At 75.0% G+C, this 15,709-nt stretch carries 1 protein-coding gene and 2 pseudogenes; all 3 read right to left on the bottom strand.

What is annotated here, in order from left to right; genetic code table 11:
• Nucleotides 1-4: 4 nt before the first annotated feature.
• Nucleotides 5-721, bottom strand: a complete 717-nt coding sequence (locus ACZ4UX_RS21000; protein ID WP_396492581.1) for a hypothetical protein — start codon at nt 719-721, stop codon at nt 5-7.
• 279 nt (nt 722-1,000) lie between these two features.
• Nucleotides 1,001-1,492: pseudogene (locus ACZ4UX_RS20995) on the bottom strand (acyl carrier protein); the annotation flags it as partial.
• Nucleotides 1,493-1,975: 483 nt separating this feature from the next.
• Nucleotides 1,976-15,667, bottom strand: a pseudogene (locus ACZ4UX_RS20990) (SDR family NAD(P)-dependent oxidoreductase); the annotation flags it as partial.
• Nucleotides 15,668-15,709: the final 42 nt, after the last annotated feature.

The following is a 15,709-nucleotide window of genomic DNA, read 5'->3' as shown; positions in this document are numbered from 1 at the left end:
GCCCTCAGAATTCGGCGTTGTCGAGGAGGAGCCGGACCGTCGAGTCGTCCCGCAGGAGGTCGACGTGGCCGATCTCCAGCGAGAGCCGCCGGCCCAGCACCTTGCTGGCGTTGACCACCGTCGCCGCGCCGGTCCGCTCCAGCTCCGCGTAGTCGGAGGAGGTGACGGCGAGCGCCTCGCCCCAGGCCCGGCTCGGGTCGATCTGGGAGGCGGCGGAGAGCCACGTCATGTACGACTCGAAGAGCAGCACGACCTCGTCCCGGCGGGCGTCGGCGAGACCGATCCGCCGGAAGGCGATGGAGGCCATCTCGCGGTAGAGGCCGACGATCTCGACGGCGGCGTCGAGCAGGCCGATCGACGGGGTCCCGACGATCTCGGCGGCCCGCTCGCGGGCGTGCTCCGCCTCCTCCGCGGTGAAGACCGGGCCGGCCAGCGCGATCATCTTGTGGATCTCGGACTCCAGCAGCTGCAGGTCGGTGACCTGCGGGTCGAACAGGATCACCTTGGGCGCGGTGCCCTGACGCTGCGCCAGGCGGTCGGCGATCTCACCGGCGTAGACGCCGCCGACGCAGTAGCCGAGCACGGCCACCACCTCGTACTTCTCCCACTCGCCGGCGTTCAGCCAGTGCTCGGTGTAGTAGTCGCCGGCCGGGCGGTCGGCCAGGCGGACCGGCGGGGGCGTGGTCTGCAGGAACCCGTGCCCGGCCCAGGCCGGGCCCATCTTCCGTGCGAGGTCCTCGAATCCGGCCTCGCGCCGCCCGGCGGCGGGGAAATCGATTCCGAGAACAAGGGACTTCGACGTCGGGGCGGTTATGACGCTCCAGGCGTTCTCGTTCGGCACTTTCTCATCCCATCTTCGGAGTCGGACGGCTGGTTTCCCTGCGGCACAGCCCGTGGAACATTTCCTCGAAGAACCGGTCGGACACCGGCACGGCCCCGGATCGCCGGGGGCCGCTCATCGGCCCCCGGCTCATGGCCCGCCGGCTCATTGCTCGTCGGCTCATTGCCCGTCGGCGCTTTCCCGGAGGACCGCCGTCAGCTCGCCGAGCAGGAAATCCGCGATCGCTTCCGGCAGATAGAGGTCATAGATGAAGCCCTCCGGCAGCTTAAGGCCGGTCAGCCCGGTAATTCTTTCCCGCAGTTGAACGGCCGACATGGACGTCATGCCCATCTCGAACACGTCGCCGTTCGGGCGGACCGAGTCGACCGACGCGTAGCCGAGCATCGTGGCGATCTCCTGGCGGAGCAGGTCGAGCACCAGCTCCCGCTGCTCCGCCTCGCCGAGGCCGGCCAGCTGCCGGAGCCAGTCGAGGTCGCCGGAGCCGTCGGCGGACCCGTCGGGGCCGTCGAGCGGCGCCTGCTCGCGTTCCTGCTGACGCCAGGTCGAGAGCCGCGCCAGCACCGTGCCCAGCGGCATGTCCTCCCGCAACGGCTCGGCCAGGCCGAGGACTTCGGCCAGGGCGGCCATGTCCCCGCCCTCCAGCGCGGCCCAGAAGCGCTGCTCGCCCGGGGTGGCGGAGCCGGCCGCGACCGGTTCGGTGCCGGGCCTGCGGGCCGGCGGCTGCGGCCAGTAGGGCTGTCGCTGGAACGCGTACGTCGGCAGGTCGACGTGGCGCCCGCCGCCCAGGACCGCGGACCAGTCCACGGGGACACCGAGGACGTGGAGGGCGGCCAGACCGGCCGTGAACGACCGCAGGCCCCCTTCCCCGTGGCGCAGCGTCCCGGTGACGGTGGCGCCCGCCCCGGCCCGCAGGCCCCGGTCGTCCAGGGCCCGGGCGAGGGCCGCGGTGAGTACCGGGTCGGCGCTGACCTCGATGTACGCACCGAAGCCGCCGTCGGCCAGGGCCGCCGCCAACTCCTCGGCCGGCAGGGTGTCCTGCGGGCTCCGGACCCAGTGGTCGGCGCCCAGCCCGGCGCCCTCGGCCCAGGCCATCGCCCGGGTGGAGAACAGCGGCACCGTGCCCGCCCGCGGGCGGACGGCGGCGAGTTCCGCCCGGTCGGCGGCCGCGCCGGCCGCCGACCGGCCGGTCAGCACCGCGATCCGGGCCGCGTCCGCCGGTGACAGCACACCGGCCACCTGGGCGGCCGCGACCTCGCCCACCGCGTGGCCCGCGACGGCCGCCGGGTGGACGCCCGCCGAGCGCCACAGCGCGGCCAGCGACACCATCACCGCCCAGAGCACCGGCTGGAGGACCTCGGGGCGGTCGAGCGCCGGACCGGCCGGGCCCTCCCGCAGCACCTCGGTGACCTTCCAGTCCACGTACGGGGCCAGGTCCCGCTCGCACGCGGCGATCCGGTCCGCGAAGACCGGCGCCTCGTCCAGCAGCGCGGCGGCGCAGCCGAGCCACCGGGACTCGCTGCCGGGGAAGACGAACACGGGCCGGTGGCCCGCCGTCGCGGTGCCGGTCAGCACGTCCCTGGTCGGCACGCCGGCGGCGGCCACCGCGAGGCCCGCGAGCAGGCCGTCCCGGTCCGCGCCCAGCACGACCGCCCGGTGGTCGAAGACCGTGCGCGTGGTGGCCAGGGAGAACCCGATGTCCACCGGGTCCGCGTCCGGCCGGTCGAGGAGGAAGTCGCGCAGCCGCCCGGCCTGGGCCCGCAGCGCCTCCTCGGTCCGCCCGGACAGCACCCACGGCACCACCGCCGGCGCTGCCGACGGGGCGGCGGGGGCGACGGGCGCGGCCGGCGCGGGGGCCTCCTCCACGATGACGTGCGCGTTGGTACCGCTGATCCCGAAGGAGGAGACGCCCGCTCGGCGCGGCCGCCCGTTCGGCTGCCACGGCACCGGCTCGGTCAGCAGCCGCACCCGGCCCTCCGTCCAGTCGACCTGCGGCGTGGGCTCGTCGACGTGCAGCGTGGCGGGCATCCGGCCGTGCCGCAGGGCGAGCACCATCTTGATCACTCCGGCGATGCCGGCCGCGGCCTGGGTGTGTCCGATGTTGGACTTCACCGACCCCAGCCAGAGCGGCCGGTCCTCCGGCCGGTCCTGGCCGTAGGTGGCGAGTAGTGCCTGGGCCTCGATCGGGTCGCCCAGCCTGGTGCCCGTGCCGTGCGCCTCCACCACGTCGACCTCGTCGGCGCGGACGCCGGCGTTGGCCAGCGCGGCCCGGATCACCCGCTGCTGCGAAGGCCCGTTGGGGGCGGTCAGACCGTTGGACGCGCCGTCCTGGTTGGTCGCGCTGCCCCGCAGCACGGCGAGCACCCGGTGCCCGTTGCGCTGTGCGTCGGACAGCCGCTCGACCACCAGCACGCCCGCGCCCTCGGCGAAACCGGTGCCGTCCGCCGCGGCGGCGAACGCCTTGCAGCGGCCGTCCGGGGCCAGCCCGCGCTGGCGGGAGAACTCGACGAACGTCCCCGGCGTGGCCATGATCGTCACGCCCCCGGCGAGCGCCATCGTGCACTCGCCGGACCGTAGTGCCTGGGCCGCCAGGTGCAGCGCCACCAGCGCCGACGAGCACGCCGTGTCGACCGTGACCGCCGGCCCCTCCAGGCCGAAGGTGTAGGCCAGCCGGCCGGACAGGATGCTGGTCGCGATCCCGGTCATCAGGTGGCCCTCGGCCTCCGCGCCGCCGTGTGCCAGCACGCTCATCTCGTAGCCGGAGGTGTAGCCGCCCACGAAGGTGCCGGTCTGGCTGCCGCGCAGGGACACCGGGTCGATCCCGGCCCCCTCGATGGCCTCCCAGGACAGCTCCAGGAGCAGCCGCTGCTGCGGGTCCATGGCCAGCGCCTCACGCGGGCTGATCTCGAAGAACCCGGCGTCGAAGGCGCTGGCGTCCTGCACGAACCCGCCCGCCTGGGTGTACGAGGTGCCGATGTGCGCGGCGTCCGGGTCGTAGAGGGAGTCCAGGTCCCAGCCGCGGTCGGCGGGGAACGGCGAGATCGCGTCCTGCCCCTCGGAGATCATCCGCCAGAGGTCCTCGGGCCCCGTCACGCCGCCCGGGAACCGGCAGCTCATGCCGACGATCGCGATCGGCTCGTCGTGGGCCGCCGCCCCGACCGGGGCCGGCGGTGCCACGACCGCCGAGGCTCCGCCGCCGAGCCGGCCCCGCAGGTGCCCGGCCAGCACGGCCGGGTTGGGGTAGTCGAAGACCAGGGTGGCCGGCAGCCGCAGTCCGGTCCCGGTGGTGAGGCGGTTGCGCAACTGGACGGCGGTGAGCGAGTCGAAGCCCAGGTCGGTGAAGGCCCGGCCGGGCTCGACGGCCTCGGCGGAGCTGTGCCCCAGCACGGCCGCCACGTGCGCCCGGACCAGGTCCAGCAGCATCCGGTCGCCGTCCGCGGCGGGCAGTGCGGCGAGCCGCTGCCGCAGCGAGTCCGCGCCCGCCCCGTCGGAGGCGGCGGCGGTGCGCCGGGCCGGTCGGCCGGCCAGTGCCCGCCAGAGCGGCGGGACGTCACCGGTGCGGGCCGCCTGGGACCGCAGCCCGGCCAGGTCCAGCCGGGCCGGTACCAGCACCGCCTCGTCCCGGCCGAGCGCCAGGTCCATCAGGGCCAGGCCCTCGGCCGCGCTCAGCCCGCTGGTCCCGCTCCGGGTCATCCGGGACCGCTCGGCGTCGGTGAGCTGCCCGGTCAGGCCGCTGACCTCCGCCCAGAGGCCCCAGGCCAGCGAGGTGGCGGGCAGCCCGGCCGCCCGCCGGTCGGCCGCCAGCGCGTCCAGGAACGCGTTGGCCGCCACGTAGTTGCCCTGACCCGGGACACCGAACGTCGCCGCGGCCGAGGAGAACAGCACGAACCGGTCCAGATCCAGACCCCGGGTGAGCTCGTGCAGGTGCCAGGCACCGTCGGCCTTCGGCCGCATCACCGCGGCCACCCGCTCGGGCGTCAACGACGCGATGATCCCGTCGTCCAGGACACCGGCGGTGTGGATCACGCTCCGCAGCGGACGCCCCGCCGGAACCGCCGCCAGCAGCGCGGCCAGCGCCTCACGGTCCGCCGTGTCACAGGCGACCACGTCCACCGACGCACCCGACCGCGCCAACTCCGCCGCCAGCACGGCCACCCCGGCAGCCGCCGGACCGGAACGACTGGTCAGCACCAGACCGTCCGCCCGCCCCGCGGTCACCAGATGCCGCGCGACCAGACCGCCCAACGTGCCCGTGCCACCCGTCACCAGCGCCGTCCCCCCGGATGGGCGGCCCGGCAGCTGTTCAACTGCCTCCGTGGAACGGGATGGACGCGTCAGCCGTCGTCCGTGGGCCAGGGTGCCGCGAACGGCGAGTTCCGGCTCGCCGGTGGCGAGTGCCGTCGGAAGGACGGCGATCTGCTCGGCGCCCGCGCCGGTCGGCAGATCGACCAGGACGAGTCGGCCGGGGTTCTCCGACTGCGCCGAGCGCAGCAGGCCCCAGACGGCGGCGGCGGGCAGATCGGCGACCCGCTCACCGGCCGCCGCAGCGACAGCCCCCCGGCTGACGACCACCAACCGGGCCTCGGCCAGACGCTCCTCGGCCAGCCAGGCCTGGACCAGGCCCAGGGCGTCTCCGGTCGCCCGGCGGGCGGCCTCGGCCGCGTTGTCGCCCTCCGCCTGGTCACCGGCACAGGCCAGCACCAGGGCGGGCTCGATCTCCCCCGCCTCGGTGGCGGCGGCCAGACCGGCCAGGTCCGTGAACGAGCGGACCGGAACGCCGGAGGCGTCCAGCGCCTCGGCGAGGCCGAAGCGGTCGGCGCCGATCAGCGCCCACGCCCCGGCCGGAGCTTCGGCCCCTGTGATCGGGGCCCACTCGACGGTGAACAGGGAATCCGCCACCCCGGCATCCTTCGACCGGAGTTGCTCGGCCGACACCGGACGGGTGATCAGCGACTCGACGGAGACCACCGGCGCACCCGTGGCATCCGCCGCCGACAGCACCAGACTGCCCTGCGCATCCCGGCGCAGCCGGGCCCGCAGCACGGACGCACCCGCCGCGTGCAGCTCGACACCCGTCCACGCGAACGGCAACCGCACCTCGTCCCCGGCCTCCGACACCAGCGCACTGGCCTGCAACACGCCGTCCAGCAGCGCCGGGTGCAGACCGAACGCCCCCGCATCGGCGGCCACCGAGTCCGGCAGCGCGACCTCCGCGAAGACCTCGTCGCCCCGGCGCCAGGCGGCCCGCAAGCCCTGGAACGCCGGCCCGTAGCCGTACGGCCCGTCGGCCGCGTCCTCGTACACACCGCTGACGTCCACCGCCGTGGCCCCGTGCGGAGGCCAGACCGCGAAGTCCTCCTCCGCGACCGGCGCCTCCCCGGCGGGAGCGAGGACGCCGTCGGCGTGCTGCGCCCACTCCTCCTGCCCGTCGGGACGGGAGAACACCTCGACCGTCCGACGGCCGTCGTCGTCCGCCTCGGCCAGCACCACCTGGACCTGCACCCCGCCACCGTCGGCGGGCAGCACCAGCGGCGCCTGAAGCGTCAGCTCCTCCAGCAGGCCGCAACCGAGTTCGTCACCGGCCCGGACCACCATCTCGACGAAGCCGGTCCCCGGTAGGAGCACCGCCCCACCGATCGCGTGATCGGCCAGCCACGGGTGCGTCCGCAGCGACAGCCGCCCGGTGCAGACCAGGCCCGCACCGCCGGCCAGTTCGACCGCCGCACCCAGCAGCGGGTGACCGACCGCACCCAGACCGAGTGAGACCGCGTCCCCGCCCAGGGCCGGTCCGGCCGCACGCGGCCAGTACCGCTCGTGCTGGAAGGCGTACGTCGGCAGCTCGATCCGCTCGGCGGCGGGGAGGACGGAAGTCCACTCCACGGAGGCGCCGTTGACGAAGGCCTCGGCGAGCGAGGTGACCAGCCGGGTCACACCGCCCTCGTCGCGGCGCAGGGTGCCGCAGACGGCGGCGGGCACGATGCCCGGGCCGGCCTCCTGGGCGACCTCTTCGAGCGTGTCGTTCATCGCGCCCAGCAGCACCGGGTGCGGAGTCACCTCGACGAACAGCTGGTGGCCCTGACCGGCGAGCGTGCGCACCGCCCGGTCGAAGTGGACCGTGGCGCGCAGGCTGCCGTACCAGTAGGCGGGGTCCAGCTCCTCGCCGGTCAGCGTCTCGCCGGTCATCGCCGAGACCATCGGGATCCGGCCCCGGCGCGGCGCGATACCGGCCAGGACCTCGGTGATCTCCGCTTCGAGACGGTCCACCTGCGCACTGTGCGAGGCATAGTCCACCGCGACCATCCGAGCCCGGACACCCTCCGCCTCGAACTCCGCCTTCAACTCCTCCAGCGCCTCGGGCTCACCCGAAACCACCACCGCCGACGGCCCGTTGACCGCCGCCAGCGACAGCCGCTCACCGAACCGGGCGATCCGCTCCTCCACCACCGCGGCGCTCCGGCTCACCGACAACATCCCGCCGAGGCCCGCCAGCACCTTCAGCGACCGCGAACGCAGCGCCACGACGCGCGCACCGTCCTCCAGCGACAGCATCCCGGCCACCGTCGCCGCCGCGATCTCGCCCTGCGAGTGACCGACCACGGCGTCCGGCACGACACCGGCTGCCTCCCAGACCGCCGCCAGCGACACCATCACCGCCCACAGCGCGGGCTGGACGACATCCGCCGCCGTCAACTCCGGCACACCCGCCAGGACATCGCCCAGTGACCAGTCCACATACGGCGCCAGCGCCGCCTCGCACTCCGCCAACCGCGCCGCGAACACCTGGCTCGACAGGGCCAGTTCACGACCCATCCCGACCCACTGCGAACCCTGCCCCGCGAACGCGAACACCACCCGCGCACCCGGCCGCGCCACACCCGACACCACCGCACCCGACGGCACACCGGCCGCCAGACTCTCCAACCCGGCCACCAGCTCGCCGCGCCCGCCGCCCAGCACGACCGCCCGGCGCTCGAACACCGACCGCGTCGTCGCCAGCGACCACGCCACCTCCGCCGGCTCCACCGACGGCCGCGCCGACACCCACGCGTGCAGCCGCTCCGCCTGCGCCGTCAGCCCCTGGGCGGAACGCCCCGACACCGCCCAGGCCGCGACCCCGCCGGGTTCGACCACCGACGGGGCAGCGGCCGGCTCGACCGGCTCCGCGTCGGTCGCGTTACCGGCCTCGGCGGGCGCCTCCTCCAGCAGGACGTGCGCGTTGGTGCCGCTGATCCCGAACGAGGACACACCGGCCCGACGCGGCCGCTCCCCCACCGGCCAGGGCGCCGCCTCGGTCAGCAGCTCCACCTCACCGGCGGACCAGTCCACGTGCGGCGACGGCTCGTCCGCGTGCAGCGTCCTCGGCAGCTCCTGGTGCTGCAACGCCAGCACCATCTTGATCACACCCGCCACACCGGCGGCCGCCTGGGTGTGCCCGATGTTGGACTTCACCGACCCCAGCCAGAGTGGCTTCTGGGCACCACGGTCCTGACCGTAGGTCGCCAGCAGCGCCTGCGCCTCGATCGGGTCACCCAGCCTGGTACCCGTCCCGTGCGCCTCGACGGCGTCCACATCGGCGGCCGTGAGGCGCGCATTCGCCAGCGCCGCGCGGATCACCCGCTGCTGGGACGGACCGTTCGGCGCCGTCAGACCGTTGGACGCACCGTCCTGGTTCACCGCCGAGCCGCGCACCACGGCGAGCACCCGGTGCCCGTTGCGCCGCGCGTCCGAGAGCCGCTCCAGGACCACCATGCCGGCGCCCTCGGCGAAGCCCATGCCGTCCGCGTCGGCCGAGAAGGCCTTGCAGCGGCCGTCCACCGCGAGACCGCGCTGCTGGCTGAAGCCGACGATGCCGTCGGGGGTCGCCATCACGGTGGCCCCGCCGGCGAGCGCCATCGAGCACTCCCCGGCGCGGATCGCCTGGGTGGCCAGGTGCAGCGCCACCAGCGAGGACGAGCACGCGGTGTCGATGGTCACCGCCGGGCCCTCCAGGCCCAGTGTGTAGGACACCCGGCCGGACATCACGCTCGTCGCGAAGCCGGTCGTCAGGTGCCCTTCGGCTCCCTCGCCGCCGGTCGCCAGTCCGAGCCCGTAGGCCGACGCGAACCCGCCGACGAAGACGCCGGTCTGGCTGCCGCGCAGCGTCGCGGGGTCGATCCCGGCCCGCTCCAGCGCCTCCCAGGACGTCTCCAGCAGCTGGCGCTGCTGCGGGTCCATCGCCAGCGCCTCACGCGGCGAGATCCCGAAGAACCCGGCGTCGAAGCCGCCGGCGTCCGCGACGAAGCCGCCCTCCTGGGTGTAGGAGGTGCCGACGCTCTCGGGGTCCGGGTCGTAGAGGCCCTCCACGTTCCAGCCGCGGTCGTCCGGGAAGCGGGAGATCGCGTCCGCCCCGGTGGTGAGCAGCTGCCAGAACCCGTCGGGGTCGTTCACGTCGCCGGGGAGCCGGCAGGCCATCCCGACGATCGCGATCGGCTCGTCGGATCCCGCTTCCGCCGGACGGACCGGCAGGAGGTCCACGGGCTGCTCGGCGTCACCGAGCAGCCGGGCCCGCAGGTGACCGGCCAGCGCGACCGGGTTGGGGTAGTCGAAGACCAGGGTGGCCGGCAGCCGCTGGCCGGTCGCAGTGCCCAGGCGGTTGCGCAGTTCGACCGCGGTGAGCGAGTCGAAGCCCAGGTCGGTGAAGGCCCGGCCGGGCTCGACGGCCTCGGCGGAGCTGTGCCCCAGCACGGCCGCCACATGGGTCCGGACCAGGTCGGTGAGCAGCCGGGTGCGCTCCTGTTCGGAGAGGCCGGCCAGCTGCCGTTGCAGCGAGTCCGCGCCGACGCCGCCCGAGGCGGCGGTCCGCCGGCCGGTCCCGGCCGTGACCAGGGTCCGCCAGAGCGGCGGGACCTCCGCGCTCCGCGCGGCCTGCGCGCGCAGCCCGGCGAGGTCCAGCCGGGTCGCCACCAGCAGCGCCTCGGAGCGGGCGGTCCCCCGGTCCAGCAGGGCCAGCCCCTCGTCCGCACTCAGTGCCACGGCGCCACCGCGGGTCAGGCGGGCCCGGTCGGAGTCCGAGAGCTGCCCGGTCAGGCCGCTGACCTCCGCCCAGAGGCCCCAGGCCAGCGAGGTGCCGGGCAGCCCGGCCGCCCGCCGGTCGGCCGCCAGCGCGTCCAGGAACGCGTTGGCCGCCACGTAGTTGCCCTGACCCGGGACACCGAACGTCGCCGCGGCCGAGGAGAACAGCACGAACTGCTCCAGGTCCAGACCCCGGGTGAGCTCGTGCAGGTGCCAGGCACCGTCGGCCTTAGGCCGCATCACCGCGGCCACCCGCTCGGGCGTCAGGGAGGCGATGATCCCGTCGTCGAGGACACCGGCGGTGTGGATCACGCTCCGCAGCGGACGGCCCGCCGGAATCGCCGCCAGCAGCGCGGCCAGCGCCTCACGGTCCGCCGTGTCACAGGCGACCACGTCCACCGACGCACCCGACCGCGCCAACTCCGCCGCCAGCACGGCCACCCCGGCGGCGGCCGGACCGGAACGACTGGTCAGCACCAGACCATCCGCCTGGGCCGCGGTCACCAGATGCCGCGCGACCAGACCGCCCAACGTGCCCGTGCCACCCGTCACCAGCGCCGTCCCTCCGGATGGGCGGGGGGCGCGCAGTTCGGCGGGGACGGTCAGGACCAGCTTGCCGGTGTGGCGCGCCTGCTGCATGAAGCGGAACGCCTCACGCGCCCGCCGCACGTCCCAGGCCCGGACCGGGAGCCGCGTCAGCTCGCCCGCCGCCATCAGGTCGACGATCCGGCCGAGCATCGCGCCCATCCGCTCGGGCCCGGCCTCGCCGAGATCGAACGGCCGGTAGAAGACCCCCGGGTACTGCGCCGCCAGGGCCTCCGCGTCACGGAGGTCGGTACGGCCCATCTCGACGAAGGCCCCACCGCGCGGCAGCAGCCGAAGCGAGGCGTCCGTCAGCTCGCCCGCCAGGGAGTTCACCACGATGTCCACACCCGCGCCGCCGGTGGCGGCGAGGAACTCCGCCTCGAACCCGGCATCGCGGGACGAGGAGATGTGCGCTTCGTCCAGGCCCATCGCCGCCAGCACCGGCCACTTCGCCGGACTCGCCGTCGCGAACACCTCCAGGCCCAGGTGCCGGGCGAGCTGCACCGCCGCCATGCCGACGCCACCGGCGCCCGCGTGCACGAGCACCCGCCGGCCGGCCTCGGCCTCGGCCAGCTCCACCAGCGCGTACCAGGCCGTCATGAACGCCACGGGCACCGACGCGGCCTCGGCGAAGGTCCAGCCCTCCGGGATCCGCACCAGCTGCCGGGCGTCCGTGACCGCCACCGGCCCGAACCCGCCTGCGGCGACACCCATCACCCGGTCGCCGACCGCGAGGCCGGTCACCTCGGGGCCGAGGTCGAGCACCGTCCCGGCGAGTTCACTGCCCATCACACCGCCGCCCGGGTACATCCCCAGGCCGATCAGCACGTCGCGGAAGTTCAGCCCGGCCGCGTGGACCGCCACCCGGACCTGTCCGGTCTCCAGCGGGTCACCCGTCTGCGGCGCCGCCGCCGGTGTCAGCCCCTCCAGCGAGCCGCCGGCGTCCGGCTCCAGCCGCCACGGGCCCTCGGGCACCGCCAGCTCGCCCGCCGGGCGCGCCAGCCTTCGTCCGTGGGCCTGGTCGGCGCGGACGACCAGCTCGGACTCACCGCTGCCCACCGCCGACGGCAGCACCGTGGCGGGCGTACCGGACTCACCGGCGGGCAGGTCGACCAGGACGAGTCGGCCGGGGTTCTCCGACTGCGCCGAGCGCAGCAGGCCCCAGACGGCGGCGGCGGGCAGATCGGCGACCCGCTCACCGGCCGCGGCAGCGACGGCTCCGCGGGTGACGACCACCAACCGGGCCTCGGCCAGACGCTCCTCGGCCAGCCAGGCCTGGACCAGGCCGAGCACCTCACCGGTCACCCGCGCGGCCGCCCGCGCCGGGTTGTCACTGCCCTGGTCACCGGCGCAGGCCAGCACCAGGGCGGGCTCGATCTCCCCCGCCTCGGTGGCGGCGGCCAAGCCGGCCAGGTCCGTGAACGAGCTGACCGGAACGCCGGAGGCCTCCAGCGCCTCGGCGAGGCCGAAGCGGTCGGCACCGATCAGCGCCCACGCCCCCGCCGGAGCCTCGGCCCCGGTGATCGGTGCCCACTCGACGGTGAACAGGGCATCCGCCACCGTCGAGGCAGCGGAGTTCAGTTGGTCGGCCGCCACCGGACGGGTGATCAGCGACTCGACGGAGACCACCGGAGCACCCGTGGCATCCGCCGCCGTCAGCACCAGACTGCCCTGCGCATCCCGGCGCAGCCGGGCCCGCAGCACGGACGCACCCGCCGCGTGCAGCTCGACACCCGTCCACGCGAACGGCAACCGCACCTGCCCGGGCTCGCCCTCCTCGGAACCTCCGACCAGGGCGCTGGCGTGCAACACGCCGTCCAGCAGCGCCGGGTGCAGACCGAACGCACCCGCATCGGCGGCCACGCCCTCGGGTAGCGCGACCTCCGCGAAGAGCTCGTCGCCCCGGCGCCACACCGCGCGCAGCCCCCGGAACGCCGGGCCGTAGCCGTAGGGCGTCCCGGCCAGCGCCTCGTACATACCGCTGACGTCCACCGCCGTGGCCCCGCGCGGAGGCCAGACCGCGAAGTCCTCCTCGGCGAGCGCGGGTTCACCGACATGGGCGACCAGACCGCTCGCGTGCTGGAGCCACGCCTGCTGCGCGTCGGCGGCATCCGGGCGGGAGAACACCTCGACCGTCCGACGACCGTCCGCATCGGCGGCGGCCACCACGACCTGGACCTGCACACCGGAACCGTCCGCCGGGAAGATCAGCGGCGCCTGGAGCGTCAGCTCCTCCAGCAGGCCGCACCCCACCTGGTCACCGGCCCGGACCACCATCTCGACGAAGCCGGTCCCCGGCAGGAGCGCGACCCCTCCGACCACGTGGTCGGCCAGCCAGGGGTGCGTCCGCACGGACAGCCGCCCGGTGCAGACCAGCCCCGCGCCGCCGGCCAGTTCGACGGCCGCGCCCAGCAGCGGGTGACCGACCGCGCCCAGGCCGAGCGAGACCGCGTCCCCACCGAGGGACGGCGCCGCAGCCGGCGGCCAGAACTGCTCGTGCTGGAAGGCGTAGGTGGGCAGCTCCACCGACTCGGCGGCCGGGAGCACCGTGCGCCAGTCCACGGGGGCACCGTTGACGAAGGCCTCGGCGAGTGAGGCCAGCAGGCGCTGGGCACCGCCGTCGTCGCGGCGCAGCGTGCCGCAGACGGCCGCCGGCAGCGCGGCGGAGTCCAGCGCGACCTCTTCGAGCGTGTCGTTCATCGCGCCCAGCAGCACCGGGTGCGGAGTCACCTCGACGAAGACCTGGTGGCCCTGGCCCGCCAGGGTGCGCACCGCGCGGTCGAAGTGGACCGTGGCGCGCAGGCTGCCGTACCAGTAGGCGGGGTCCAGCTCCTCGCCGGTCAGCGTCTCCCCGGTCATCGCGGACACCATCGGGATCCGGCCCCGGCGCGGGGCGATACCGGCCAGGACCTCGGTGATCTCCGCTTCGAGGCGGTCGACCTGGGCCGAGTGCGAGGCGTAGTCCACCGCGACCATCCGGGCCCGGACGCCCTCCGCCTCGAACTCGGCCTTCAACTCCTCCAGGGCCTCGGGCTCACCCGAAACCACCACCGCGGACGGCCCGTTGACCGCCGCAAGCGACAGCCGCTCACCGAAGCGCGCGATCCGCTCCTCCACCACCGCGGCCGACCGGCTCACCGACAACATGCCACCGAGGCCCGCCAGGACCTTCAGCGACCGCGAACGCAGCGCCACGACGCGCGCACCGTCCTCCAGCGACAGCATCCCGGCCACCGTCGCCGCCGCGATCTCGCCCTGCGAGTGACCGACCACGGCGTCCGGCGCGACACCGGCGGCCTCCCAGACCGCCGCCAGCGACACCATCACCGCCCACAACGCCGGCTGCACCACGTCAGCCGCCTTCAACTCCGTTACACCCGAGAGGACATCGGCCAGCGACCACTCCACATAAGGCGCCAGCGCCGCCTCGCACTCCGCGAGGCGCGCCGCGAACACCGGGCTGCACGCCGCCAGTTCACGCCCCATCCCGACCCACTGCGAACCCTGCCCCGCGAACGCGAACACCACCCGCGCACCCGGCCGGGCCACACCCGACACCACCGCACCCGACGGCACACCGGCCGCCAGACTCTCCAACCCGGCCACCAGCTCGCCGCGCCCGCCGCCCAGCACGACCGCCCGGTGCTCGAACACCGACCGCGTCGTCGCCAGCGACCACGCCACCTCCGTCGGCTCCACCGACGGCCGTGCCGACACCCACGCGTGCAGCCGCTCCGCCTGCGCCGTCAGCCCCTCGGCCGTGCGGCCCGACACCAGCCAGGCGTCCGCCCCCGACACCACCGGCGCCGTCGCCGGGGTGTCACCCTCCTGGGGCTCGGCGCCCCCGGCCGGGGCCTCCTCCAGGATGATGTGCGCGTTGGTACCGCTCAGGCCGAACGAGGACACCCCGGCCCGGCGGGCCCGCTCACCGGCCGGCCACGGCACGGCCTCGGTCAGCAGCCGGACCTCGCCTTCCGTCCAGTCGACGTGCGGCGACGGCACGTCCGCGTGCAGGGTCTTCGGCAGTTGCTCGTGCTGGAGGGCCAGCACCATCTTGATCACACCGGCGACACCCGCCGCCTGCTGGGAGTGGCCGATGTTGGACTTCACCGACCCCAGCAGCAGCGGCCGTCCCTCCGGACGGTCCTGGCCGTAGGTGGTGAGCAGCGCCTGCGCCTCGATCGGGTCGCCCAGCGTGGTGCCCGTGCCGTGCGCCTCGACCGCGTCCACGTCGGCGGCCGAGATCCGCGCATTGGCCAGGGCCGCGCGGATCACCCGCTGCTGGGACGGGCCGTTCGGCGCCGTCAGACCGTTGGACGCGCCGTCCTGGTTCACGGCCGAACCGCGTACCACCGCGAGCACCTTGTGCCCGTTGCGCAGCGCGTCCGACAGGCGCTCGACGACGACCATGCCGGCGCCCTCGCCCATCCCCATGCCGTCCGCGTCGGCCGAGAACGCCTTGCAACGCCCGTCCTCGGCCAGGCCGCGCTGCCGGGAGAAACCGACGAAGCCCATGGTGGTGGCCATGACCGTGACACCGCCCGCCAGCGCCAGCGAGCACTCCCCGGCGCGCACCGCCTGGCAGGCCAGGTGCAGCGCCACCAGCGACGACGAACACGCCGTGTCGACGGAGACCGCCGGCCCCTGCAGACCGAGCAGGTAGGAGATGCGGCCGGACATCACGCTGGCCGCACCACCGGTCATGAGGTGCCAGTCGAGCCCCTCCATGGTCTGCAGGGACTGGTGCGCGACGTAGTCGGAGGGGGCGACGCCGACGAACACGCCGGTCTGCGAGCCCCGGAGCGAGGCCGGGTCGACCCCGGCCCGCTCCAGCGCCTCCCAGGACGTCTCCAGCAGCAGCCGCTGCTGCGGGTCCATCGCCAGCGCCTCACGCGGCGAGATCCCGAAGAACCCGGCGTCGAAGCCGGCCGCGTCCCGCAGGAACCCGCCTTCGACCACGTAGGACGTGCCCTGGTGGTCGGGGTCGGGGTCGTAGACGCCCTCGGTGTCCCAGCCGCGGTCGTCCGGGAACCCGGAGATCGCGTCCCCGCCGGCGGCGAGCAGCTCCCACAGTTCCTCGGGGGTCGTCACGCCCCCGGGGTAGCGGCAGCTCATGCCGACGATCGCCAGCGGTTCCGAGGCCGCCGAGACGAGCTGGCGGTTCCGCTGTCGCAGCCGCTCGGTTTCCTTCACGGAGGCACGCAGCGCTTCAAGGAGCTTGTCGGCCTGTCCGGT

It is taken from the genome of Kitasatospora sp. NPDC028961 (genome assembly GCF_055564815.1).
The sequence above is the reverse complement of the archived record's forward strand: the minus strand, read 5'-3'. Positions and strand labels throughout refer to the sequence as shown.

Coding starts and splice junctions, on each gene's coding strand:
- ACZ4UX_RS21000 (WP_396492581.1), bottom strand. CDS start 721: ATGGGCCCGGCCTGGGCCGGGCACGGGTTCCTGCAGACCACGCCCCCG.